Origin of the sequence: Dehalobacter restrictus DSM 9455, from assembly GCF_000512895.1 — a bacterium.
GTDB lineage: Bacteria > Bacillota > Desulfitobacteriia > Desulfitobacteriales > Syntrophobotulaceae > Dehalobacter > Dehalobacter restrictus.
Window position 1 is genome coordinate 2,236,618 of sequence record NZ_CP007033.1, and the last position, 25,877, is coordinate 2,262,494.

The window sequence follows — 25,877 nt, forward strand, 5'->3', positions numbered from 1 at the left end:
CCTTTCCCTTTTCCTTACAGCATATCGTATGCTGATCCGGCTTGCAGTGTTAAAGAAGTTTATCTCCAGGCATTCTGCAGGCAGAGATTGATAATGCGGTCCAAAGCTCCAGGCGCAAATACCTCCCTGGCCCGCGCGGCCATTTCTTCCAGTTTAAACGAATTCAACAGCACTTTTTGAACATTGTCCCACAAAATCTCCGCATTCAGTTCCTTATCTAAAATAACACAGGCTGCTCCCTTATTTTCAAAAGCCCTGGCGTTATATTCCTGGTGATTTTCAGCTGCATACGGGTACGGGATCAGGATACCGGTCTTCCCTGCAGCCGAGATTTCTGCCAGCGTGGATGCCCCAGCCCGGCAGATGCACAAATCGGAGCAGGCCAGAGCTTCAGGCATATGCTCAACGTAGGCTAAGATTCTCCATTGCTCTCTTTGCCAGTTGATGTTACGCGTTTCAAGCTCATGTAAAACCGTATCATGCGTCGCTGTCCCGGTTGCCCAGATCAGCTGGACATCCGGGTATTCGGCCAGCTTTGGCAGGAGTCCGGTCAGCGCCTGATTGATGCTCAGTGCACCTCTGCTACCGCCGGTGACCAAGATTGTTCTCTTGCCGGGATCAAGACCAAAGGCCTTAGCTCCGGCTTTGCGGTCAATCTTGCCGATTTCTTCCCTGACCGGCAGGCCGACAACCTTAAGCTTGTCTTTAACCCTAAAATATTTTTCACTTTCCGAAAATGTCAACAAAATACATTTGACCATTCTGGCCAATATTTTATTGGTCTTGCCCGGAAAAGCGTTCTGTTCGTGTAAAACGGTCGGGATACCAAAAAAGGCTGCTGTAAGTACCACCGGGCCGGATACATAGCCGCCGGTCCCTACAACCAGATCCGGACTGAATTCTTTCAAGATCCTTTTCGTTTCCCATAAGGCCCGAACGTTCGTGCCGGCTGCTTTCAGTATTTCGGCGCTTAACTGCCGCGGCATCCCTTGACCGGATATCCCGCGGAATTCGAGACCGTTTTCCGGAATCAGCTTCGCTTCCATGCCGCTTCTTGTTCCAACGTACAGGACACGGATATCATTCAGTCGCTCCTGCAGCGCTTTGGCGATTGCCATTGCAGGATAGATATGCCCGCCTGTGCCGCCTCCGGTTACAATAACCCGCAATTAAAAGACCTCCTCAGATCTGCCCGCAGCCGCAGAAATATTCAAGAGCAGCCCGGCTCCGATCATTGTAAATAAAAGTGATGTACCCCCATAGCTTAGGAATGGCAGGGTGATTCCCGTTACCGGCAAAACGCCCGATACCACACCCATATTGACCATTGCCTGGATCCCGATCAGGGATGTCAAACCCACGGCCATCAAACCAAGAAATGGTTCCGGCGCCAGCATGGCTGTCCGGAAGCCGCGCCAGATGAAAAGGAAAAAGAGCAGAACAACGAGTGAGGCACCGACAAAACCAAGCTCTTCTCCAACCATGGCAAAAATAAAGTCTGTATGGTTCTCAGGCAGATAAAGAAATTTTTGTCTGCTTTGACCGAGTCCCAGTCCGAATAATCCGCCAGGCCCGAGAGCCAGGAGCGACTGAATAGTCTGATAGCCCTTACCTGAAGGATCAGCCCATGGATCAAGGAAAGCAAAGATCCTGCGCATTCTGTACGGAGCAGCTGCAATCGCGGCAACCACCATCGCCAGCCCGGCCAGACCAAGGCCTGCCATGTGCCACATTCTGGCCCCTGCGGCCAGAAGCATAAAGAAAACAGTAGCGGCAATTACCAGCGTTGTGCCGAGATCAGGCTGCAGCATAATCAGGGCACAGACCACACCCAGCAAAGCCAGGGAAGGGATGATGCCCTTACGGAATGACTTGATTTGATAAGGATTCACGGTAAGGAACCTCGCCATGGTCAGCACCATGGCCAGTTTCGCCACTTCGGAAGGCTGGATGGACATCGGACCAAGTCCAATCCAGCGGGTTGCACCATTCACTGTCCTGCCGATTCCCGGGATCTTAACCAGGATCAGCAGAACCAAAGCTGTGTATAAAATAGGTTTCGCCCACTTATGCAGAAACGCGATATCGATCATAACGGCGACACCCATGGCTGCAAGCCCCAGAGCCACCCACAGCAGATCCGCTTTGAAATAATGATAAGGATCCTCATAGTACAGGTAGCCTTTCACAGCACTGGAACTATAGGTCATGATGATCCCGATCAGCAGCAGGATAAGAATCACGCCTAGCAGAACCGGGTCGACCTTTAGAAATTTTCGGATCACATAGCTCCCCCCTCCAAAATCATTCGGGTTCGCTATAATGCTTACGCACCAAATCCTTAAACAATTCCCCTCTTTCTTCATAACTTTTAAACATATCCCAACTTGTACAGGCTGGCGACAGTAAGACGACGTCACCCGGCACTGCCTCGGTAATAGCAATACTGACAGCATCCTTAAAATCAAGCGTCCGGATAATTTTCGGGAACCCTAAACGGACAGCAATCTCCTCGAGCTCTGGAGCCGCCATCCCCACTAAAATCAGACTTTTTACCCTTATACGTGCTTCCTGCAAGAATTCTGTCATATCAAGGCCTTTGTTTTTACCTCCAGCAATCAGCACGATCGGTTCCTCATAGGACTGAAGGGCTTTGATTGATGAGTCCGGATTGGTTCCCTTGGAGTCATTAATATACAGAATATCTTCAAATCTGCCAACGATTTCCTGGCGGTGTTTCACCGGCCGAAAGTGACGCAGTACGTCAGCAATTTTGGAGATATCGAGTCCGAACTCGAGCGCAGCTGCCACTGCAGCCATCACGTTCTCAAGATTATGGCCACCCTTCAACAGCAGTTCCTTGCGTCCGATGATCGTCGCGGCAACGCTATGATCTTTTTTCAGGACAATATCCTCTCCATTTAAGCAGATTCCGTCTGGCAAATTTTCCTTCAAGCTGAAGAATACCACCCGGGCCTTGGCTATAGCGGCTAATTCTTTAACAGTCGGATCATCCCAGTTTAGGATGGCCAAATCCTGTTCCGTCTGGTTTTCAAGAATCCTGGCTTTAGCTGCAGCATATTTCTCCAGTGAACCGTGCCGGTCCAGATGATCCGGTGTCAAGTTCAAAAAGATCGCAATGTTCACCCTGGTCTTATTAATCAGTTCCAGCTGAAAGCTCGAAAGCTCTGCAACGACAATTCCGTTCTGATCAAGATGTTCAACTTGGCCGCATAAAGCAAGCCCTATATTCCCAGCGACGACCGTCTCACGTCCGGTTTCCTTAGCCAGCTCTCCGACAAGCGTCGTGGTCGTCGTTTTGCCATTGCTTCCGGTTATGCCGGTAATCACTGCCCTTGAATCCCTCAAAGCAAGCTCTACCTCGCTCCAGAGTGGAATACCCGTCGCTGAAGCCTGCCGTATAAACGGCAGGAACGGGGAAACCCCCGGTGATAAAACCAGTAAATCGGGCCTGATATCCTTCAGCTCCGGTTCCCTTTCCAAAATAAGATGAGCAGCGTCCAGTTTCAATTCATCTATACCTGTAAGCTTGGCCAAAGGCTGCATATCAGTAAGAAAGACCTCCGCCGCTTTGCCCTGAAGCTTCCGGGCCGCAGCCAGGCCGCTCCTGCCGCCGCCTACGACCAATACTCTTTTTCCGGCTAATTCCACAGTACGATCCCTCCAACCTTAATTGATCATCAACCAAAAGGCGCTAACCCCAATCAACGTAAAGATGGCTGCAGCCAGCCAAAAAACACGTACAACCTTTTTTTCGCTCCAGCCGCCCAATTCAAAATGATGGTGCACCGGACTCATCCGAAATATCCTCTTCCCCCGGGTCTGAAAAGAAACAACCTGAAAAACAACGGACAGACCTTCCAGGACAAAGACCCCGCCGAGAATCAGCAAAACAAATTCACTCTTGCTGAGGACCGAGACCGCAGCCAGCGCTCCGCCCAGAGCAAGTGATCCACAGTCGCCCATAAAGATCCTGGCTGGGTGAATGTTAAACCTTAAGAATCCCAGACAGCCTCCCGCAATGGCCGCGGCAAAAACCGCGAGGTCGCTGGAAGAAACATCGATGCCGTCAATAAATCCTGTCCGCGCAGCCAGATAAGCGATGCCAACATAGCCGACAGCTGAAATAACTGTACAGCCTGCGGCCAGTCCGTCCAGTCCGTCTGTCAGGTTAACCGCATTGGACATATACACCACAATAAGTATGACCAGCGGATAATAGAAAATCCCTAAATCTATTTCCAAAGCAGTGAACGGAAGTTCTACCGCTGTACCCCTACCAAGGTACAGGGTGGATACTCCGACTAATATCACCGCAAGCAGGATTTGCCCGGTCAGTTTCTGCCATGCTCGTAAGCCAAGGTTCTGCTTCCTAATTACTTTTAAAAAATCATCCAGAAAACCAAGCAAGCCAAAGCCCAAGGTCACAAGGAGCATGGTTATTATTCCGGGTGAATAAGGTTTTTCCGCAATAATCAGCACCCCGGCTGTTATTCCAATAAGAAATATAAGTCCGCCAATCGTCGGTGTCCCGGCCTTGGCAAGATGCCGTTTGGGACCATCTGCCCTAATACTTTGACCAAATTTTAACGTACGCAGAACCGGAATCAAAAAAGGTCCCGCCAGAAGACTTACCAGCAGGGCAATTCCTGCCGCCAAATAGATTTTTTCCGTCACTTCCCGAATGTTCCTTTCTTAGCTAAAATAACTTAGTCATTGGGGTAGGTCTGCAGGCCACAATACCGCTTTTCGGCGAATTGCGGTATTGTGGCTCGCAGACCAACCCGAAAAAATATCGTCGTCTACTCTTCCTGACAAAGCGCACCGCTCACGCGCTCCATCCTCATGCCGCGAGACCCCTTAATTAAAATCCACACGTCACTACCCATCTCCTTAATAAGTGACTTCGCAAGCGAAGCGGCCTCAGCGCATTCGCTGCAAACATGAAGGCCGGAGACAGGGAAGCCTGCCTCCGAGGCTCCTTGCGCAATATCTTCAGCCATTTTGCCGACCGTGATCAGCGTGTTGATTCCCAACTTCGCAGCAGTCCGACCGACATCCCGGTGACCGGGGACGGCAGAATCCCCCAATTCATACATTTCGCCAAGCACTGCGATCGTCTTTGCCCCTCCCCTTTCAGCCAGCACGTGCAGTGAAGCTTTCATGGAGGTAGGATTTGCATTATACACGTCATTAATGATCGTACTCCCGAAAACGCCCTGCTGAATCTCAAGCCTCATTTTGGACAGTTCCATTTCCTCGAGTGCTTTGGCTCCTTCAGCCAGGGATACCCCTTTAGCCAGCCCAACACTCAAAGCCGCCAGTGCATCGAGCACATTGTGCTCTCCTGGCAGCGGGAGGCGAACCTCAGCTCTGTCCTCGCCGGATACAACTTCAAAACACGTCGTTAGCGTCCCGGAGCTGTGGATATTGACAGCATAAACATCTGGAGACGCATATTTACCGGAAATCCCGTAGAAGACTTTTTTCACATCAGCAGCGGCTGCCTTGTTGACACTGAACGCATCCTCTGCATTCAGCACGGCTATGCCTCCTTCCGACAGAGCGGCAACCAGTTCCCATTTGGCCTTCGCAATATTCTCCTGTGATCCTAACAACTCCAAATGTGTTGTCCCGATATTCGTGATCACAGCAACCGAAGGGCTGCAAATATGGCAAAGGGCCCTAATCTGCCCGAGTCCGCGCATTCCCATCTCCAGAACCATGATCTCGGTTCCTGCCGGTGCATTCAGGATGGTCAGTGGCAGCCCGATCTCATTATTATGGTTTTCCAGATTTTTATGAACCTTAAAGCTTTTAGCAAGTACGGCAGCCGTCATATCCTTGGTCGTAGTTTTGCCGCAGCTGCCGGTAATCCCAATGACCACAGGATCCAGCGTTTTTCTCCACGCCCTGGCTAAATCCTGCAAAGCCCGTAGAGAATCCTCCACAGCAATGATTGCTTTGCCTGCGGGAATAACCGGAAGCCCCAATTCTCCCAGGCTGCGGGTTTCCGCCAACGCAATTGACGCCCCGGCTTCAAAAGCTTTGTTGATGAATAGATGCCCGTCGGTCTTTTCTCCCCGGATCGCAGTGAACAGCACTCCTTCGAAAGCTGCCCTGCTGTCAATGACGCATCCCTTAAAATAAGCCGACTCCGAACCGTAAAGTCTGCCGCCAAGAATTTCGGCAATTATACCGCTATTCCACATAACCCAATCTCCTAAGAACTTTATCTGCTTCTTCCCGGTCATCAAAATGTATTTTCTCCGTGCCAAGAATCTGATAGTCTTCATGTCCTTTGCCGGCGATAAGTACCGTGTCCCCGGAACCGGCTGCCATACAGGCCTCGTCGATCGCACTGCGGCGGTCTTTTATCACCTTGTAATTGGCTGATTTAAGCCCCGGAATAATATCTTCAATAATTTCATCAGGATCTTCAGTCCGGGGATTATCTGAGGTTACGACAATGTAGTCGCTAAAACGGCTGGCGGCTTCTCCCATGAGCGGCCTTTTTTTTCGGTCCCTGTCCCCGCCGCAGCCAAATACTGTGATCAGCTTTCCAGCAGTAATTTCTCTGGCCGTACGCAAAACATTTTCCAGGCCGTCCGGTGTATGTGCATAATCGACAATAACCAGAAAAGGCTGGCCTTTGCGAATACTCTCAAATCTGCCCGGAACCCCTTTGATACTGTGAAGCGCTTGCATCACAATCTCAGTCGGATATCCGCTTTCCAGTGCCCAGGCAATTGCGGCCAAGACATTGTAAACACTGAATTTACCAGGGGTACTGTAAAAAAGTTCGGCGCTTTTCCCGTGAAAAAGCACGTCAAATTCAACACCTCTGTCTGAAAGCCTGATATTCACAGCCCGGTAGTCCGCCTCGTTGTCAACGCCATACGTGACTACCCTGCAACCTGCCTGTTCTTTCAGAAAAACGCAGGAGCCGTCGTCAGCATTGAGCACAGCCAGCTGGCCGGCTTTTCCGCCGTTCAAGCCGGAGAAAAGTAGCGCCTTCGCTTTGAGGTATTCCTGCATATCCTTATGGTAATCCAAATGATCCTGTGTCAGATTGGTAAAAATCCCGGCATTGAATACGCAGCCGTTGACTCTTCCCAAATCGAGCGCATGCGAAGATACTTCCATCACAGCGAGATCCACATTTTCCGCAACCATTTCAGCTAATAAAAGTTGAATTTCCGTCGATTCAGGCGTGGTATGCTGGCCGGGATACGCATTGTTTCCTATTCTGCTGCCAAGTGTACCGATCAGACCAGTTTTCTTGCCGCTTTGCTGCACGATCCGCTCAATCAGATGCGTCACTGTGGTTTTGCCGTTCGTCCCGGTTACACCGACAAGTTCAAGTCGGTCGGATGGTTTCCCGAAGACCTCAGCAGCTAAAAAACCCATAGCCTTCCGGGTATCCGTAAATTTAAGCTGGGGTACGGCTAGCGGCAAGAACTCCTCCACGGCTAACGCTGTAGCACCAGCCCGGACCGCAGCCTCGGCAAACGCATGACCGTCCGCCTGATAACCTCTAATGCATACATATAGATTGCCCGGAGATACCGTTCTTGAGTCATGAGCGATCCCATTAATTACCGTCTGCGTATCTCCAAGCACTTCAACCTGTTTCATAGTGTCAATGATTTCCGCCAGTGTTTTTTCAAAACTAGACACGAGCTACACCTCTTCTCAGCTATCTTACCACAATCATGCTTTTTTTTCTAACTCCATCCCGATTGTGACCTATCGTCTTTATTCGGCCAGGTCCGGATTCAGGCTGATCGGGATCCGCTCTCCCAGGTTTTCAATCGCTTCCACATCCGGGTCACTCACTTCCAGCCAGGGAGCTAAGGTTTCTTTACCTGTTTCCGTTCCGAGATAAAGCAGCACTGTCGAACCCTTTTCGATCTCTGCGTCACCATGCGGGATCTGGTCAATTACAACTGCGCCGCTTCCTTCAACTTTCACGTTGAATCCCTGTTTTTTAAGGGCGTTTTGAGCCTCAGCTGGAGAATACCCCAAAACGGAAGGCACTGTAGCGGCCTCTTTAACAGCGGGAAACTCCACACCATAAAGCGGTTCTCCCGGAGTGAGCGGAGCATTCAGATCAGGCTGGATGCCAAGATATTTCAGGGAATCGAGCATAACGCTCGAGAATACCGGGGCTGCCACGACCCCGCCGTAGAAAGGGACACCATCAATGACGACCAGAATCGCTAGACGTGGATTATCTGCCGGCGCAAACCCGATAAAAGAAGCAACATATTCTCCCTGGATATAACCGCCGCTGCCGACTTTCTGGGCTGTGCCGGTTTTCCCGGCTACCCGGTAGCCGGGAAGAAAGGTTCTTCTTCCCGTGCCATTGGTGACGACAGACTCCAGGATTTCACGTTCGAGCTTAGCTGTATCCTCACTGATGACCCGACGTACCGTCTTATTTGCAAATGGGACAACCACTTGACCCGTTTGCAGCGTGATTTCCTGAACCAACTGGGGCTCAAGCAGCGTGCCCCCGTTGGCAACTGCCGAAACTGCTGTCAGGAGCTGAATAGGGGTAACATTATTGGTTTGGCCAATGGACATCGTAGCCAGATCCAAGGCCGTTGCTTTCTTCTTTTTGGCCAGGATACCTTTCGCCTCTCCGGACATTTCAATCCCTGTCTTCTGCCCGAAACCGAACGCCGTCAGATATTGATAAAACTTATCCATCCCGAGGCGCTGCCCCAGCATAATAAATCCCGGGTTGCAGGAGTTCTCGACAACTTCCACCATGGTTTGAGTTCCGTGCCCGCCAGCTTTCCAACAGCGGATTTTTTTGTTTAAAATTGTCGCATAACCGGGATCTGTAAAGCTTTCTTTCGGGTTATAGTCACCCTCTTCAATCGCTGCTGCGAGTGTAATGATCTTAAAGGTTGACCCTGGTTCATAGCCATTTTGAATTGCAATATTCCGTCGGGTTGACGCATTGGACGCTTGGTAGTTATTCGGATCATAAGTGGGTGCAGAAGCGATCGCCAGCATCCGTCCTGTTGAAGGCTCCATAACAAGAATAGAGGCATTCTTTGGGACTTTGCCTTCCATGTTGACACCCTGGCCGGCCATCAGTTTAGCCAGCTCTCTTTCGGCAAAAGCCTGGATGTTTTTGTCTATGGTAAGTTTGACTGTATTTCCCTGAACCGGCTGGATAAATTCATGCTGGCCTCCGGGAATTTTTATGCCGTTTGCCCCGTATTCGGTAAGGATGCTGCCGGATGTTCCTGTAAGCTCTTCATCCCTGGAGTATTCAATTCCTTCCAGCCCCTGACTGTCAATTCCGGTAAAACCTAAAATATGCGCCGCCAGTGAGCCATTCGGATAAAACCGTGTACTGTCTTCGATAATACCGATACCCGGGAAATTTTTCCCGGTGATCTCTGCCGCAGCTTCCGCAGATACTTTCTTTTTGACATACTCGACGGAAGTCCGTTTCGTAATTTTTTGCAGGACCTGTCCTTGCTCCATATCCAGAATAGCGGCAAGTCCGGCCGCTATTTCATCCTGCCTCTTGGATTTTCTGACTTCGGCCGGAATCGCATAGACTGTCTGGGCACTGACACTCATCGCTAGGATATTGCCGTTGCAGTCTTCAATATTGCCTCTTTTAGCTGCGACCGGAACGCCGCGGTAATGCTCGGCATCCGCCAGGTCTTTTAGAAAAGGGCCGTCCCGCAGCTGAACAAACGCGAGCCGGATAATCAGAATCAGCAGGAAAAGGCTGCATAGCCCAAATAATAAGAGAATTCTTTTACGCGTCTTGATGTATTGCACCATAGAAAATCTACCCCTTTTGAACAGAGGTAGATTAAACTCAGGCGACGCTATCTTTGGGTTGAAGCAAAAAAACTAGAAAATATGCTGAATACATTTCCAAGTATAGAATTGGCTTTGCCTTCATCCGGCACCGCCGCAGTCTTCTGAGTTTGGTCAACCTCTGCTGTACTCTCAGGCTGGATCAGGCTGCTGGCGATATAGATCGTTCCTTCCGGCTTCTCCATGCCCATCGCCAGAGCAACCTTTTCAATTCTGGAAACGGAGCTGAGCTTGTCGACTTCAACCTGCAACAGATCATTTTCTACGTTCAGGGTCTGAATTTCTTTTTGCAGGGCTTTGATTTCCGCAGCTTTGACCACGGTGATGTGTACTGTTTTGGCCCCAATCAGACCGAACATTCCAATGATCCCCAACATGACCAAGAGCGCTATGGCCCGGTACTTCAACATCTGAGAGGTCTTTTTGGACGGGGTGGCTTTTTTGGCCTTTGGCTTGCCTTTATCAACAATTTGATCATATTCCTGATAGGCAAAGGATTCATTGAATTGTAGTTTTCTCTGTGCTGTTAACATCGTATTCTTCTCCCCCCCTATTTAGACCTTAAGTTTCTCAGCAGTACGAAGCTTGGCGCTCCGCGATCTGGGATTATCATTTTCCTCTTCCCTGGATGGAACAATCGGTTTTTTATTGACCAGCCTCGCAAGGGGTTTTGCCCCGCAGCAACATACCGGAAGAGAAGGCGGACATGTACATTTGCCCATCCAGGACTGAAATTTGTTTTTAACAATTCTGTCTTCCAAAGAATGAAAGGTAATGACGGCTATTCTTCCGCCATCCTGCAGGCAACGCAGAGCCTGATCCAATGTTTCTTCCAGTACCTCAAGTTCTTTATTCACAGCAATCCTTAAAGCCTGAAAAGTGCGCTTGGCAGGATGAGGTCCCTCTCTGCGGGCTGCAGCAGGGACCGCATTCTTTATGATTTCAACAAGTTGCCCTGTTGTTCTGATTCTATCGTGAGTTCGGGCTTCGCCAATAAACTTTGCAATTCTCAGCGCCCATTTTTCTTCTCCGTAATCCCGGACGATTCCGGTCAGGTCTTCCACACTCCAGCTGTTGACGATTTCTTCGGCAGTAAGCGGTTTTCTGCGGTCCATGCGCATGTCGAGCGCTGCATCCTGCATATAGCTGAAGCCTCTTTCCGCTTCATCCAGTTGGGGCGACGAGACCCCTAAATCATACATGATCCCCGCTACCGGCAATAAGCTATTCGCTCGAATCGTATCCTCAAGTTCCACAAAGTTCTTTTGAAAAACAGTGACTCTTGAGTTATTGGTGAACTTCATACGGGCATTGGCAACAGCAGTTTCATCCTGATCAAAACATACCAGCCTGCCCGAAGCACTCAACCGCTGGAGCAACAGTGCCGAGTGTCCGGCTCCCCCCAGCGTACAGTCCACGTATAGTCCGTCAGGGTCTGTAAACAGCATTTCAATTGTCTCTTGCAGCAGGACGCTTTTGTGTTCAAAAACCACTTGAGAGCCATTCCTTCCTTTGCTTTATCGCAAGCGTACCCACTTTTCGTTTACCCTATGTACGATGGTGTATTTTTCTAGATCATTAAACCCATTGCAGCAAGGGACTCAGCATCATCTTCATAATTTTTGGCAGCGTTGGTGCTGTATTCTCTCCATTTCAAGGAATCCCAGACCTCGATTCTATCCATGACACCGACAACAACGACATCTTTTTCCAAAAAAGCACGCTCCCGCAAATTTGCAGGTACCAAGATCCTCCCCTGTTTATCAAATTCACACTCGGCAGCGCTGGAAAAGAACAAGCGGGTAAATTCACGGGCTCTGGTTTGCGATACCGGAAGCTGTTTCAGCTTCTCCACAAAATCAAACCATCCGTTTTCAGGATAAAGAAAAAGACAGTCCTCCATCCCCTTGGTAATAAACGACTTATTGCCAAGAAGCTCTCTGAACTTTGCCGGTATGATCAGACGGCCTTTATTGTCTATCGTATGGAGAAATTCCCCCATGAACATAATCTTCACCCCACCAGGCACCACTAACTTACCACTTCAACCCACTATACCCCACATATTCTCTATTTTTCTGAGAATTCCTGCTACAAAAAAAAGAAAACAAAAAAATAGGAATTTAGTCCCTATCTTTCATGTTTTCCTTAATCCGCTAATCAAAAAAATCCAAACATAATGGTTAGGTAATGTCCTGCGAATTTTTATTTGGCAGGATCGCAGCAGCAAAATTCTGTTCTTGGAAAAGTTCACGAATCAGTTCCCGCAGAATCAGATTTTTCACCATCTTGGGCAGAACGCCGCTTTGCTTCACGAAAGCAGGCAGGGCGAATGCTTCCCCGCTGCTTTTTGTTTTCACTTCCCGTAAATTCGTACTGACCAATTCCAGAAAATCCTGAAACGAATAGACTCGAAACCGATAAATATCCTGTTCCAGGGCAATAAATTCCAAAAGAGCAATTACCATTTCCTCATAACTTGTTTCTTTTTTCATATCGAGCAAAGCAGCAATCTTCGGTATAATATATTCATAAAGCATCCTCCTGTAAGGAATGCCTTTAAAGCCCAGCTTTTCTCCCAACGCCAAAATTTTTTTCTCACCGAGAGACAGCATCATGCGAATAAAAAAGTCCTCATCCCCTGTTGGTTCGATATAATACTTTTGGCCTTTCAGACGCCTGAACTGCCTTATAACATCGTAATAACCAAGTTCAAGATGGTATCTGGCCTGTTCATTGCTGAAATCCAGGATACTGCCAAGCGTCTCGGCGGGAGAAATATATTGAACATGAACCTCCCTGTCCGTAAGCTTTCTGCGACGGCCCAGCGCGTTGGTCCTGATAGCAATGATCTCTTTGAAACCTTTGCCCACCAGCATGTTTAAAGGCAGATTGTCATAGAAACCGCCGTCAAGATAGTGTTTTCCGTCAATTTTTTCTTGCTGAAAAGCAGGAAGGTTTGAGCTTGCCAGTAAATATTCTACAACTTTGCCCTTGGGGACATCCTCGAGAAAAAATTCCATGGGTTTCATATCCGACAGGGAAACCGTCGTAAATCCGAACAACATTTTGGATTCTCTAAGCTTGTCTTCATCCACGATTTCCTGAAGCAGTTTTTTGATAAATGTGATATCCAGGCCTTTGCTGGAGGCAATCTCCTTGGTCTTTTTCATGTAGTAAAGCAGTCCATCATGGGATATGTCCAACTTTTTAAGTTCTTCCAGCCGTACTTCTTCGATATCAAATACCTTCGAGGGAGACATCTCATACCACAGCTCATACGCTTTATCCAGTTCGTCCTGAACAATCATCGCTCCATTCAGCGCCCCGATAGACGTACCGGCCACTGCCCCGTAGCTTATGCCCAATTCCTGCATCGCCTTACAGGCTCCAATCTGATAGGCGCCCTTTGCCCCTCCGCCTTCCAAAACAAGACCGTACATCCTTCCACTCCTTCACTCAAACTCCTGAGGTTAATACCGATCTCACCTGCACTTAGTTCTATCAAAAATGCTTACACTTTTATGATACACTAAAAAAGCCCTGCGGAATATACCGCAGAGCCTTGTTGTTGTGAGAATGATCGGGGCACTTAGAGTGTATTTAGAGTCCTTACTGTCCGACGGCTTTGTTAAGCTCTGCCACCAGATCATCAGGGTTTTTGCCATGCGTGATCGCAGCGCCTTCAACACTCTCCCTTGTTGCAGACGGGCATCCCAGACAGTGCATACCAAGTGCCACAAAAATTTCTGCAGTTTGCGGGTATTGTCTGAGAACCTGGCCGATAACCATATCTTTCGTGATCATTCGAGTTCCTCCTGTACAAGTTAGTTCAATGCTATTATAAAATATTTCATTATAAGAAGCAAACAAATTCATCGCGATTAGAATTTAGTAATAAATATTAAAATAAATGAAAAGAAAAGTCGATGTTAGGCAAGACCATTTGAATCAGATAGAAAAAATCCTGATAATGCCATGAACACGTGATCAGAATGCCAAAAAAGACTGTGGCTGGAACGATCAGCAGGCGTGAGTGTTTCCCACCGGCTTTCCAGGAGCCTCTGATCCTGGCAGGCAGGAATATAACGGACAGAAGGATATACGTCGCAATCGGGAAATAGTAAGGCATGCCGTATATTGTCAGCACGAAAGCAACGCCAACAAGAACAATCCAGCCGTATTTTCTTTCCATCCAGCATGTCAGCCCCAACGTCCCCGGATTTTGAGGGAAGGCTGAAGCTGCAACACCAACCTGCAGCAATCTTAAGACGATCAAAAAGAAGGAGATAAGGATGCAGACAAGTGCGAACGGGAGATCCTGTACTTCCTTAAGCCAGGTGAAGTCATAAGAAATCCAGGGCGGTATGGTATCGACCGGCAAATTAAAAAGTGGAGAAGCAACAATCGCTCCGAGCGTTCCCATGCGGGCCACGAGCGACAGACAACACCAAAAAAAAGCTCTGCGCACGGCCCTTTTGGGCAAATCATTAAACAGCTCCTGGTATTTCCATTTAATCGAGAAGAAGTTTTGGGCGCTCAAAAACACGAGGCAGATCAGCCATAAAATTACGGCAACTTTTTCCGTTTTCCATTTGGAATCTGATGGTTGCACCATGTTGGCTGACCCATCGGAATAATAAGTCAGTTTTCCCCATTCACCCTGCAATCCTTCAGGCAGGATCAAAATATTCTCTGTTACGCTTGAATCAACCGGACCTTTTGGGAATGAAAGTTGATACTGTGAAAAGCCGGAAATCATATCTCCAGCCTTCCGAAAGTATTCTGAGGAAGCCGCGGAATCATCAATGCCTTTGGCAATCGTCCAGGCTAATACCGACGGATGCTTTGCCGCAACGGCAGCAAGATCTTCAAAAACCGCCGGATCCGGTATCTTAGACGACGCCGTAAAACCGACAGGCATTTCCAGCCATACGCCCACGCCAAGCTTGTCTGCGGCATACAGCCAGCTCTCATCAGGGAAGAAGCCCATAAAGCAGATCACATGATAGCCGCCGGATTTAAGGTTCTTCAGAAAGGTCTCCGTCTGGCGCTGATTTCGAATTGTGTAATCCTGTTCCTGGGAAATGATTTGGCCCCGGACGTCCAAGGCTGTACCGTTCATTATCCATTTTCCGTTTGCTGTTCCCAGCTGACGGATTCCGACCGGGAGCTGAAGACTGTCATAGCCTCCGCGGTTATTGGTTATATTCAGATTAAGCTCATACAGGAAAGGATCTTCCGGACTCCAGGAATGCGCAGTCGGCACCTGAAAAACCAGCTCCGCGTCTTGCTCAAATTTGCCGTTGGTACTCAGCGGAAGTACACATTCGGCGAGCTTCTGCTGATTAGCGGTTAAAGCTCCGTTTAAGACCCAAGGTCCTTGCTCCAGCATATCGTGATGCTTGATCTTCACGCGGGCCTTCACTTGCTTTTTCGCTGAATCATACGAAACAGCTATGCTCGATAAATCAATGGTCGTTTCTGATACTGCCTCCAAGCGTACCTGACCGGTAATTTTTCCTTGTTCCGGCCATAACCAGCCAAAAATTCTGTTCTGCTGAACGCTGTTCTTCTCAGCCTTCAGGTACAACGTGTTTTCCTTGCTGAAATCAAATCTGGAGGCAGGAAAGTTTAAAATATATACGCCGCCGTTTCCTTCAACTTCACCGATCAAATTCACATCATCAATGCCGTTTAAGAATACGCTTACCTTTCCGTTTACCCCTTCCAGAACCAACTGAGCCGTCTTGTAACTCCATTTGCCGGTAACAGAAAATTTTTTAGCGGCAACATCGAACCCTTGACTCGAAGGTATAATCAAATCTTTGGCCTGGTTGAGGTCCAAAACATCAATCATGTTATCCATTGCCTCATTTTCATAGGTCAAAGCCTGTCTTAAGCTTGAATAGCTATTCCATTTTCCGCCTAAGTCCTGGGCAATCCTGTACGGTTTAGTGACAGGGTTATCACTGTATAGTTCAACACCCGGAGTGTTTTCCCAGCATATGGATACTGCAAGAGCAGCAATAATAAACATCGAAACAAGTATGACTGTAAATCTTTTAAACATAAAACCTCGCAAAATCTTGCATTTTCATATTTATTTCGAGCAAAGCCCTAAAAAAACCTGCAAAAAATTAGAAAACTTGGCTGCCAAGCTTTGGCAGCCTTAGTTACACTTATATCCATCAGAAAGATGTTATGACCGCGGCATTTATCCATCCACGGACATCAAAAATGCTGATAACAGTCTGAAACTATTACCAGCATCATATTTAGCGTTCTCTTGTTTAGAAGTTCACCCCAACATTTGACGGAGAGCCTTATTCTTTGCTGTCTTGACAACCTGGACATACCCCATAAAACACCAGGTTATGGGTATGCACATCAAAGCCTGTTTTATCAGTGACCATTGCATCCATATCAATTAATGCGCTATGAAAATCGACAACCCTGCCACATCTCGAACACATCACATGATAATGGTTTACCGGATTACCATCGAAACGGCTGGACATATCCCCACAAGGAAGTTCCAGAAGAAACCCATGTTCCTTGAGCATATTCAGTGTGTTGTAAATCGTGCCCAGGCTCACACCGGGGAACTTCGTCTTCACCTGTTTGTAGATCTCTTCCGCAGTGGGATGGGAATCAGTAACTAATAAAAATTCCAAAATTGCCTGCCTTTGGGGAGTAAAGCGTATTCCCTTATCCTTTAATCCCTTTAGAATTTCGACAGCATTCACGGCTTTCAATTCCTTTCGTCAATTGTTGAGAAGCTTTGAGTTTGTATATAAATTTAGTCTATTTTTAGAATCATTATAATTATTTGTATTATATACCCACTGGACAAATGCCGTCAATAAAAAGAAAGAGCATCTTTCAGATACTCTTTCTTTATTGCAGTATTTAATTATCCTTCAATAATTGCACCAGAAGGACAAGCGTCTACACAAGCGCCACATTCTGCACAGGTATCAGCATCGATGACATATTTGCCGTCGCCTTCGCTAATAGCTCCTACTGCACATTCATCGACACAGGATCCGCATGTTGTGCAGTCGTCAGTAATAATGTATGCCATAGTCCCAACCCTCCTTTTCCTATTTCACCAGCAACTATATCAAAGTGCAGACAAAAAGACAAGTGTATTTTTGAGCTAAGCTATTTCCGGAAAGAAAAATGATTGCCATGCAAACCTTAAAATATTTGAAATACTAAGGCCTGTATGGCACCTTGTATAATCTCCTCAGGCAATAGGAACAGTATGGAAGCATCCGGTTGCTGACGTGGTTGCGGCGAAATGTGACCCTGGAAATATCATCGTGTTCGTGTCCGCAGGAACGGCATCTTTCAATCATTGAATTTCCATCTCCCATTTGTGTTATTGTGAACAAAGAAACGCAATTAACAATTAACGTCAATGTTTAGTTCTATTATTCTCCAATCAGCGTGTTTTTAAACATCAAAGCATGAGGTCTTTGCCCCGCAAACCCGGTTATTTCTTTTACGCCGAATAGCTTTAACTGCTGGACAACCTCTTCAAGATCACGTCCCACCGTACTTGGTTCATGCGCATCTGAGCCTAGGGTGATTGGGATGCCCATCTGGTAAATCAGTTCAAGCAGTTTCGGCTCCGGATAAAATTCCTGCACAGGCTTATACCGTCCGTTGGTATTGACTTCGATGGCCAGTCCTTGCTTCCTAATCGTTTCCAGGGTCCTGCCTGCAAGAATCCTTACGTCTGTCCGCGGCCTGATTTTGAACAGTTTGATCAAATCGAAATGCCCGATAATCTGAAACATTCCGCTGGCAGCTGCTTTTTCCACCAGCGCGAAGTACTCCAGGTACAAGCTGTCAGGGTCCCGCCTAAGATGTTCTTCTTCTTCCTCGGGATAATCGAAGAACCATCCGCTAATTTCATGGACAGAACCGATCGTATAGTCAAAGGGATATGAACTAATCCGTTTGCGGATCAGTTCTTCATTTTCTTCCCGATAGTCGACCTCAAGACCTATTCTCACCTGCAATTCAGGATACTCTTCGGCGACTTCCCTGATCAGATCCAGGTTTAGGTCATTCCAGTACATATCATGATCTGCAAAACCAATCTGAACTAAATTCTTCTTTTTAGCCTCGTCAAGAAAAAGACGGATATTTCCCCTTGTTACTTCCCGGTCAAGATGCCCGAGCAAATGAACATGTAAATCAAGCATAACCTACCTCGTAACCTTTAATACTTTTTTTAAATCTTAGATCGAATGATTCATTCTATCTAAAGATTATCCGGCGGAATATGAAACATCTGTATGCAATCTATTTTCCATAAAAAGCACCAAATTCCTGCAAAAAAACTTTTGCATAGTTTCTTAGAAAACAGGACACAATGATATTAGTCTCACGTTTTCCAATTTTATCCCCACTCCTCTCTTTTCTTAACTTGCGGCAGATGGTCGCAAGTTTTTTTGTTATTTAACAGAAATATATATATTAAAAATCATGTTGTTAGGGCTGCTTGTGTAATTATTTAACGAAAGTTGTACTAGCGTTTGATAATTCAGACATGCGGCTGGTTCAAGCGAATAGAATTAACCGAGTAATCTTATTCTGAAAAGCTGAAGGAGCTGCTGATGCTTGTCCCCATCTGTTTTACTTTTTTAGGCCTGATGATATTATTGACAGGAATAAAAATTCTTAGAGATGGCCTGGAAAAATTCACAGGGTCTTATTTCCAGCTCGTTCTGCAGAGATTCACCGCAACCACCGGGAGAGGATTCATCAGCGGCATTCTGGCGACAAGTATCCTGCAATCGAGCACAGCGCTGACCGTAATGGCAATTTCCTTTGTTGACGCCGGTTTGTTAAGCTTTCAAAATACGTTCGGACTGATCCTCGGAAGCAATATTGGCAGCACGGTAACGCCCCAGCTTTTGTCTTTGCCGCTCAAGGATTTCGCCATATGGCTGGTCCCGCCCGGATTTCTAGGGTTCTGGCTGCTGAAAGGCAAAATAAAATTCTTTTGCTATGCGTTGGCCGGCTTAGGCCTGATGTTTTTCTCTCTTTCCGTTTTGGAATCCGCGATGATCCCGCTTGCCTCGACCTCATATTTCCAGGAACGGCTACTCCATCTAAACAGCAGCTATCTTGAAAGCATTGTGGCAGGTACCGTTCTCTCGGCGGCCCTGCATTCTTCAAGTGCAACGGCAGGCCTTGTGATGGTTTTAACAGAAAGAGGCTGGCTTGATCTGCCAACCTCCCTTGCGTTTATTTTCGGAGCCAATATCGGGACCTGCTTCACCGCTTTGATTGTCTCAGCTTTTACCTCAAGATCAGCTCAATGGGTTGCGTTATTTCATGTGTTCGTTAACGTTTTTGGCGTTCTGATGTTTTACCCGCTTCTGGATCCGCTGACCGAGATGATCAGGTTCCTTGGAGGAAGCCTAAGCCGCCAGATTGCCAACGGTCATACAATTTTTAACATCCTGTCTTCGCTTATGGTTCTTCCTCTGCTGCCCTATATCAGCCGGTTACTGGCCAGATCCCGTTAGCGCGTACTACCGTCCCATCTTAGCTTTCCAACCTGAAGGTTCCCTTTGTCCCTGAAAATATCAACTTTTTGAGCCGGTTCATCAATCTTGATCAGCTCTTTGCCAATGAAAATTTTAATATTGGCGTGGCAAAACTCAATATTGATATGGCTGTCTTTGGATGCCTTGATTGTCGTGGCACTGATATTCGAGCCGCCAAGTTCCCAAATGTAAACATCACCCGAGCAACTGATCTCGCCGCCGCGGCAGACACCATGAATTTTCATACAGCCTTCAATTTTTAAAATGGAATTGTACACGCCTTTATGGCAGAAGAAATCGCCGGCGCAGCTGATTTCAGAGTTCTGGACATAACTGACGTCACAAAGAACACTGGCCGAGGCGGCCAGTCCTTTGGTGGCCATGAAGAAACCTACAATCTTCAGGGCATTTTTAAGATAAAGCGTATCTTTAAGTTGAAGCGGTCCTAATCCGATCATAAAATGCTTCACCGAACGTATCGCCTGATCAAGCTCCGGGGATACAAACCCGCGTTCCTGGCTGTTAAGCAGTCTCTCCAGCTCTTCAACCTTCTTTGGCAATTGTTGAAAATTCTTCTCCAGGATGACCTTGAACAGCTGGCCAACACTCGTATTGGCGGATACTCCCTGCAGCTGCTCAATCTGATGAACACAGAGCGCAAGCCCTTCACTGACTTCCTGCATGGTTTTGATAAACTCGGATCTAGAGACATGTTTCTCTCCGACAAGTATTTTACTGGCTATAATATTATTTCTTACTGCCAGTCCCGTTTCCGCTTTAATATCAGCGCCTGAGACAGAACCCTGTACTTTGACTGTGCCGGAGGAATGAATATACAGTCCGTCCGCAACATTGCCCCCGATAAACACATCGCCTGGAAAGTCGATGCTTCCGGTACTCAGATCAACATCTTTGTTTTGAATAAACGCGTTTTCAACTAAGTATGTATTTTTATTGACCCTTACCGGTGTACCGGAACAGGAGGCTTTAACTTCCATATTCTCAGTCAGATAGACATTCTTCTTCATTGTAATCATGAAGTCTTTGATTTTATCAACCTGAGTGGCTTTTCCGAAAATGTTCGTACCGGGGACCCCTTCTTTACCCGGGATCTTCCTGGCCAGAATATCATCCTTCTGGCAAAGGACAATCTTACAGGCGAAATAATCAATTTTTTCTTCATTGCTTTCTTCATTCTGAAATACGGGTTCACCAACATAGTCGATTAGCTGGGGCTGAACAGTTGGAATCGGCAGGGTTGCTTCAGCGATGACAATTTCCCTTTCACCATCGACTGCCATAAAATCCGCCCAAAGATTGCTCTTTATTCCATAAACAATTCCTTTGTCATTGATTTCTTTCAGCAGGTTTGCTTCCGTTGGCAGCTCATCAGGTTCAGGGGAAGCGTCAAAGGAAACATGTTGTTCCAGTACAAACTGCGAATAATTCGGGAGAGAATTGGCTAGGACGAATTTACCCGCACGGGCGTGTCTGACTCTCGCGACAGCTTTGCTGCCATCCGGCTCAACTGAGATTCCCCAGGAAAGTCCACCCTGCTGGACCAAAGGATAGAATTCAAAGGTATCACCTTTATTAACGGGCATTTCATATCCAATTTCGTTGCCCAGCATAAATAATTTCCCAGCATGTGGATAAGGAACGATGCTTTGCACCTGCGATCCGGGATAAATCGTATATTTGACTTGATCCCAGAGGACCCGGGTATCTTCCTCCTGAGTATCTTCCTGCGGAAAATTTTGTTTATCCGAATCCGGCAAAATTACTTTTACCTTATAGAGTCTGCTGAAGACTCCCGGTTTCTCTATGGTCTCTATCTGCAGCGCTTCAGGATCACAGCCCCATTCCCGAGACCATCTCTCTCTGATTTCTTCCAACGTTTTACCTGTTGCAATCATTTCTTTCATGGCCCGCACTCTCCTTAAACAACCTGGAAAAATAGTCTTATTTCAAAAACAAAGCACACAGGACTTTAGTCCTAAAAAAACATATATATTAAATAAATGTATTAGATTATTAACGAAAATTAGCCAAAGATTATCTGTTAATTTATAATTTTTTTAAAAAAAGAATACTGTAATAGCATGATTACAGTATTTTATGATTATTCTCTCTCATTTTACTGACTATTTCGATATTTGTCTACAAGAGAATTATTCAGGAATGATTAATAGCTTTATTTCCTTCGTCTTTTTATTTGAAGCATTGCCATTGTTCAAATTACTTTCATCCTGCCCCAAGCTGTTGCCCTGGTCCGGACTACCCGTACCCTGTCCAATGTCCGTACCGGTTCCGCCGCTTGTTCCCGTACTTCCGTCATTCAACGCTGCTCCGGATGATTCTTTACTGCTCCCGCTCGTACTGCCCGAGTCATCGTGACCTGGAGATGCGGTGCCGTTTGGATCTGAAGAGCCTCCGGGTACCGTGATATGGGATCGAAGTTCCGGGCTCAGCAGGTCGAGGACTGTCCCGTCGATGGTTATATCGGTGGTAATCCCGAGCAGAAGATTCTTAGTCACTTGTTTGGCATGATCGGGATTGACTTCCCAGTAACTGATATTGTCAAGATAAAGTCCATAGCCAGGCAGTGTTTGATTCACCATGTTTGAACTGTCGAAAGCCGCAGCTGCCTTGGATAGTCTTAGAATATCCGCGAGTTTCAGATCGCTTTCAACAACTTCATTGATTTGAGGAATAAGCTTGGGTAGTTTAATAATGGTTGAGGGCTGCAGGACTGCTTTGGCCACTGCTTTCAAAACCTTCTGCTGCCGTGCAGTTCTGCCGATGTCCGCGGTGCTGTCTCCCCGGAATCTAGCATACTGGAGCACCTGAGTCCCGGTCAGATGCTGCTCTCCGGCTTTCAGGTCAATCACGCCGTCAACTTCGTCTCCGGTCTCTTTGTACATATCCATTTCAACATCGAGTTCAATTCCGCCCACTGTGTCGATAATACTTTTAAAACCGTCAAAATTGGTTACGACATAGCCGTCAAGCAGTATGCCCGTCAGTTCGGTAACCTCATCCATCAGCTCAGGAATTCCTCGGTACATCACGACCGAATTAATTTTGATGTAAGAATTTGATCCGGGAAGGCTGACCCTGGTATCCCTGGGAATGGACAAGAGAGAAATTAATTTCGTATCAGGATCCACACTCGCAACAATAATAGTATCCGTATTATAGGAAGTCTGTCCGGGCCTTTTGTCTGCGCCGATTAACAGGAAGCTTATCCGTTTGTTAAGAGAGTCCGTACTTGCGTTTTCTGTACTCTCCCACATACCTGTACTTCCTTGATTTAAGAAAAAGTAGCCAAAGGCAGCCGAACCGGCAATAATCCCTGCGAGCAGAACTGCAATGATCGTAAAAGCTTTCCTTTTTTTATTTTTTTCCTCAAGTCTGTCCCACTCCATTTATCGTTGTCTTGGTAAAGGCATGGGTTCCCCCACGAATTAATACTTTTCCGGGTTCTCCCTTCGATATTCTGCCAATGATTTCGACAGAATGCACATTCCTGTTATGACATTCCGTGATTAGCGTTTCAATTTTTTCTTCAGGCACTGCCAGAAGCAGCCCACCTGAAGTCTGAGCATCACCGAGGATCAATTTCCAGTCCAGACTGCACTCTGCATCCAGATAATCCTCGAGATAAATCAGGTTGGACAATGTTCCTCCGGGGATTGTTCCTTTCTCTAGACAGTCCCAGGCACAGTCCAAAACCGGAACATTCCCTGCAAATATCTCAGCCTGCATACCGCTGGCTTTCATCATTTCGTGAAGATGTCCCAACAGACCAAAGCCGGTAATATCCGTACAGGCATTTACTCCGGTCTGGACTGCAATCTCCGACGTTTCCTTATTCAGCCGTGCCATGACCTCAATGGCGGCTTTCTCATCCGTTGCTGGGACAATCCCGTTTTTTATCCCAGTCGTGATAATCCCAAGTCCTAATGGTTTTGTCAGAACGAGCAAATCGTTTTCCCTGGCGCTGGAATTAGTCAGCACCCGATCAGGATGAATAATGCCTGTTACGGACAGACCATACTTCGGTTCAGGATCATCGATCGAATGCCCACCGATGATTAAGGCTCCGGCTTCTTCAACTTTGTCTTTTCCCCCTCTTAGTATCTCCATTAATATGCTTTTATCAAGCTTATCAATCGGAAAAGAAACAAGATTCAGCGCAGTCAGCGGACGCGCACCCATGGCATAGATATCACTGAGGGCGTTGGCTGCGGCAATTTGCCCGAAAGAATATGGATCATCAACGATCGGAGTAAAAAAGTCAACTGTCTGGACGATCGCCTGATTGTTATTAAGACGGTAGACACTCGCATCATCTGACGTATCAAAGCCGATCAGAAGATCCGGGTTGGACGTTTGTTTTGGAAAGTGACACAAAACTTGTGCCAGGTCACCAGGACCAATCTTGCACCCTCAGCCAGATTTGCTCGAGTACTGCGTCAGTCTTATTTTGTCACCGGACATTGCTTTCCCTCCTTTCGTTTTCTCCTTGTTGCTCACTTTGTTTTTTTCAAAAGCAATTATATCACAACATGATCTGCAGACCTAATATAAAATACAAAAGGATAAATCAACAATTTAGTAAGAAATTTTAGAATGCTGTACGAGTATTTTGTCACGGATTCCATTCCCGTAAACGGTCTGCAATCACCTGATAATCCTCCGGAAGCAGCGTCCGAGGGTCAAAAACAACTGCATCTTTCACAATGCGGGCAAGAATAGGTACGTCTCCCTGTCTTAAAAAACTTTCAAGATCAACTACGGAATTCTGCTTTGGCTTTACCGCACATACGTAAGTCGGAAGCACCGCCGTCGGAAAAGCCCCGCCTCCGACGCAGGATTCAGCGTCCATAACCTGTATTTCCAAACCGGGCAGGCCGGCAAGCATTTCACTAAGCTTCAGCGCGTCTTTCCGAAGATCATCTTTTGTATGGGAAAGCATATTCCAGACAGGTATTTTACCGATTTCCCCTCTCTGATAGAAACGGAGCGTTCCAATCAAGGCAGCCAGAACCAGCTTATCAACTCTCAAAGCCCGAGTAAGCTGATTTTTTTTCAAGCAATCAATCAGTTCCTTTTTGCCAATAATAATTCCGGCCTGAGGGCCTCCCAAAAGTTTATCTCCACTGAAAGAGACCAGTGAAGCTCCGCTTTTCAGCGTATCCTGCACCGTCGGTTCCTGCGGAAGACCATATTCCGATCCATCCAGGAAACTGCCGCTGCCAAGATCCACGACAACCGGAATCCCCGACTCTTTACCGAGCACCACAAGCTCATCAACCGGAACTTCATGCTGGAATCCCTGAATCCGATAATTACTGGTATGTACTTTCAGCAGCATCGCCGTCTCCGGGCCAATCGCCTCCTGGTAATCCTTCAGCCAGGTCTTATTCGTTGCTCCGACTTCCACCAGTTTTGCCCCTCCTGCTTTGAGCACTTCAGGAATGCGGAAAGATCCGCCGACTTCCACCAGTTCTCCGCGGGAAACAATGACTTCTTTATGGACGGCAAAAGTATTCATGATTAAAAGTACCGCTGCTGCATTGTTATTCACAACAAGGGATGCCTCGGCCCCGGTCAGCTCTGCCAGAATTTCTTCGATATGGCTGTACCTCGAACCGCGATTTCCGGTTTCAAGGTTAAGCTCAAGATTGCTGTAAACAACAGCCTGTTCCGCGACATAAGCGGCGGCTTCCGGAGCAAGCAGTGCTCGTCCGCAATTCGTATGCAGAATTACACCTGTAGCATTGATGACTCTCTTCATACTTCCGTAACCTCTCAATTCTGCCCGGATCTCCTTATACAACCACGCTCGAAAGACCGGTACAAATTCTTCAGGCTGACAGTGCAAAAAATTCTGAAGTTTTTTAGTTTTTCCACTATTCAATTCTTCACCATCTTGATTCAGATCATCCAAAAGAATCTTTCTGGCTTTTTCCAAAGCCTTCCTTACAGCCCAGGTAATTGCCGAAAGTTCATAACCGTTACAGGCATCGGTTTTTGCTAATTCGGCAATGACCTCGTTTACCGGAGGAAGAAGACGCAGTTTGCTGTTTCTCAAAAAAACACCCCGAATTCTGCAATCTAAGACAAAATGTTCATTCTTACCCGCTTGGTTTTTTTTAGGATTTCGACAAGCCGGATCGTTTAATATTATCATAATAACATTTCAGCCCACTGAAATAAATCCAAGGGGGAAAGGCAATGGAGCCGTCCGGAACAAAAATATACGACTTCTGCGTGTTTCAAGCAAAAAAAAAATCGAAATGCATTTTCTGCAATGGCAAGGATCAGCTTCTGTTGTTTAAAAAGCAACCCGTTTGCCCGGATTGCCTGATCAGTATCCGCAAGCTCTACAAGGCAGGCCATTTCAATCCTGCCGGCTAGTAC

The 25,877-nt window shown here is 47.0% G+C and carries 22 protein-coding genes; 2 read left to right on the forward strand and 20 right to left on the reverse strand.

Annotation, left to right across the window (positions count from 1 at the left end; genetic code table 11):
• Window positions 1–59 precede the first annotated feature (59 nt).
• The 16 genes from murG to DEHRE_RS10785 form a co-directional block, all read right to left on the reverse strand.
• A complete protein-coding gene (gene murG, locus DEHRE_RS10705) occupies window positions 60–1,169 on the reverse strand; it encodes an undecaprenyldiphospho-muramoylpentapeptide beta-N-acetylglucosaminyltransferase (protein WP_019226183.1) in 1,110 nt (369 codons plus the stop codon).
• The gene (gene ftsW, locus DEHRE_RS10710; protein WP_019226182.1) at window positions 1,170–2,285 is read right to left on the reverse strand and encodes a putative lipid II flippase FtsW; all 1,116 of its coding nucleotides are present in this window, start codon (window positions 2,283–2,285) and stop codon (window positions 1,170–1,172) included.
• Between the two features lie 19 nt (window positions 2,286–2,304).
• Window positions 2,305–3,672 carry a UDP-N-acetylmuramoyl-L-alanine--D-glutamate ligase gene (murD, locus tag DEHRE_RS10715; RefSeq protein ID WP_019226181.1) on the reverse strand — a complete coding sequence of 456 codons (1,368 nt, stop codon included), beginning with the start codon at window positions 3,670–3,672 and terminating at the stop codon, window positions 2,305–2,307.
• 18 nt (window positions 3,673–3,690) lie between these two features.
• A complete protein-coding gene (gene mraY / locus DEHRE_RS10720; protein WP_019226180.1) occupies window positions 3,691–4,698 on the reverse strand; it encodes a phospho-N-acetylmuramoyl-pentapeptide-transferase in 1,008 nt (335 codons plus the stop codon).
• A gap of 125 nt (window positions 4,699–4,823) precedes the next feature.
• Complete coding sequence (locus DEHRE_RS10725; RefSeq protein WP_019226179.1) at window positions 4,824–6,233, reverse strand: UDP-N-acetylmuramoyl-tripeptide--D-alanyl-D-alanine ligase; 1,410 nt, start codon at window positions 6,231–6,233, stop codon at window positions 4,824–4,826.
• On the reverse strand, window positions 6,223–7,701 hold the full coding sequence (locus tag DEHRE_RS10730) for a UDP-N-acetylmuramoyl-L-alanyl-D-glutamate--2,6-diaminopimelate ligase (RefSeq protein WP_019226178.1): 1,479 nt from the start codon (window positions 7,699–7,701) through the stop codon (window positions 6,223–6,225). Before DEHRE_RS10730 ends, DEHRE_RS10725 begins: the two co-directional genes overlap by 11 nt.
• Window positions 7,702–7,779: 78 nt before the next feature.
• Window positions 7,780–9,837 (reverse strand): penicillin-binding transpeptidase domain-containing protein, encoded by a 2,058-nt coding sequence (locus DEHRE_RS10735; RefSeq protein ID WP_019226177.1) that lies wholly within the window; start codon window positions 9,835–9,837, stop codon window positions 7,780–7,782.
• 47 nt (window positions 9,838–9,884) lie between these two features.
• On the reverse strand, window positions 9,885–10,409 hold the full coding sequence (locus DEHRE_RS10740) for a septum formation initiator family protein (RefSeq protein ID WP_019226176.1): 525 nt from the start codon (window positions 10,407–10,409) through the stop codon (window positions 9,885–9,887).
• Window positions 10,410–10,430: 21 nt separating this feature from the next.
• Window positions 10,431–11,369: a 16S rRNA (cytosine(1402)-N(4))-methyltransferase RsmH gene (gene rsmH / locus DEHRE_RS10745; RefSeq protein ID WP_019226175.1), complete on the reverse strand. Its 939-nt coding sequence runs from the start codon at window positions 11,367–11,369 to the stop codon at window positions 10,431–10,433.
• A 77-nt stretch (window positions 11,370–11,446) separates the two neighbouring features.
• On the reverse strand, window positions 11,447–11,884 hold the full coding sequence (mraZ, locus tag DEHRE_RS10750; RefSeq protein ID WP_019226174.1) for a division/cell wall cluster transcriptional repressor MraZ: 438 nt from the start codon (window positions 11,882–11,884) through the stop codon (window positions 11,447–11,449).
• Between the two features lie 175 nt (window positions 11,885–12,059).
• Window positions 12,060–13,319 carry a patatin-like phospholipase family protein gene (locus tag DEHRE_RS10760; RefSeq protein ID WP_019226173.1) on the reverse strand — a complete coding sequence of 420 codons (1,260 nt, stop codon included), beginning with the start codon at window positions 13,317–13,319 and terminating at the stop codon, window positions 12,060–12,062.
• Between the two features lie 169 nt (window positions 13,320–13,488).
• Window positions 13,489–13,683, reverse strand: coding sequence for a DUF1858 domain-containing protein (locus DEHRE_RS10765; protein ID WP_015043552.1), 195 nt, complete (start codon window positions 13,681–13,683; stop codon window positions 13,489–13,491).
• A gap of 97 nt (window positions 13,684–13,780) precedes the next feature.
• Complete coding sequence (locus DEHRE_RS10770; RefSeq protein ID WP_019226172.1) at window positions 13,781–15,949, reverse strand: glycoside hydrolase family 2 protein; 2,169 nt, start codon at window positions 15,947–15,949, stop codon at window positions 13,781–13,783.
• A 253-nt stretch (window positions 15,950–16,202) separates the two neighbouring features.
• On the reverse strand, window positions 16,203–16,625 hold the full coding sequence (locus DEHRE_RS10775) for a Fur family transcriptional regulator (RefSeq protein ID WP_019226171.1): 423 nt from the start codon (window positions 16,623–16,625) through the stop codon (window positions 16,203–16,205).
• A 167-nt stretch (window positions 16,626–16,792) separates the two neighbouring features.
• Window positions 16,793–16,963, reverse strand: a complete 171-nt coding sequence (locus DEHRE_RS10780; protein WP_019226170.1) for a DUF362 domain-containing protein — start codon at window positions 16,961–16,963, stop codon at window positions 16,793–16,795.
• 352 nt (window positions 16,964–17,315) lie between these two features.
• Window positions 17,316–18,095: a histidinol-phosphatase HisJ family protein gene (locus tag DEHRE_RS10785; RefSeq protein ID WP_019226169.1), complete on the reverse strand. Its 780-nt coding sequence runs from the start codon at window positions 18,093–18,095 to the stop codon at window positions 17,316–17,318.
• A 414-nt stretch (window positions 18,096–18,509) separates the two neighbouring features.
• Between DEHRE_RS10785 and DEHRE_RS10790 the strand changes: the two genes are divergently transcribed.
• On the forward strand, window positions 18,510–19,427 hold the full coding sequence (locus tag DEHRE_RS10790; RefSeq protein ID WP_019226168.1) for a Na/Pi cotransporter family protein: 918 nt from the start codon (window positions 18,510–18,512) through the stop codon (window positions 19,425–19,427).
• Here DEHRE_RS10790 and DEHRE_RS10795 read toward each other — a convergent pair.
• From DEHRE_RS10795 to selA, 4 genes are all read right to left on the reverse strand, one after another.
• The gene (locus DEHRE_RS10795; RefSeq protein WP_019226167.1) at window positions 19,424–21,373 is read right to left on the reverse strand and encodes a FapA family protein; all 1,950 of its coding nucleotides are present in this window, start codon (window positions 21,371–21,373) and stop codon (window positions 19,424–19,426) included. The genes DEHRE_RS10790 and DEHRE_RS10795 overlap by 4 nt on opposite strands.
• A gap of 246 nt (window positions 21,374–21,619) precedes the next feature.
• Complete coding sequence (locus tag DEHRE_RS10800) at window positions 21,620–22,876, reverse strand: LCP family protein (RefSeq protein WP_025206028.1); 1,257 nt, start codon at window positions 22,874–22,876, stop codon at window positions 21,620–21,622.
• On the reverse strand, window positions 22,857–23,951 hold the full coding sequence (gene selD, locus DEHRE_RS10805) for a selenide, water dikinase SelD (protein ID WP_083221881.1): 1,095 nt from the start codon (window positions 23,949–23,951) through the stop codon (window positions 22,857–22,859). Before selD ends, DEHRE_RS10800 begins: the two co-directional genes overlap by 20 nt.
• A 151-nt stretch (window positions 23,952–24,102) precedes the next feature.
• Window positions 24,103–25,548, reverse strand: a complete 1,446-nt coding sequence (selA, locus tag DEHRE_RS10810; RefSeq protein WP_019226165.1) for an L-seryl-tRNA(Sec) selenium transferase — start codon at window positions 25,546–25,548, stop codon at window positions 24,103–24,105.
• Window positions 25,549–25,691: 143 nt separating this feature from the next.
• Between selA and DEHRE_RS15085 the strand changes: the two genes are divergently transcribed.
• Window positions 25,692–25,874: a hypothetical protein gene (locus DEHRE_RS15085; protein WP_019226164.1), complete on the forward strand. Its 183-nt coding sequence runs from the start codon at window positions 25,692–25,694 to the stop codon at window positions 25,872–25,874.
• Window positions 25,875–25,877 lie beyond the last annotated feature (3 nt).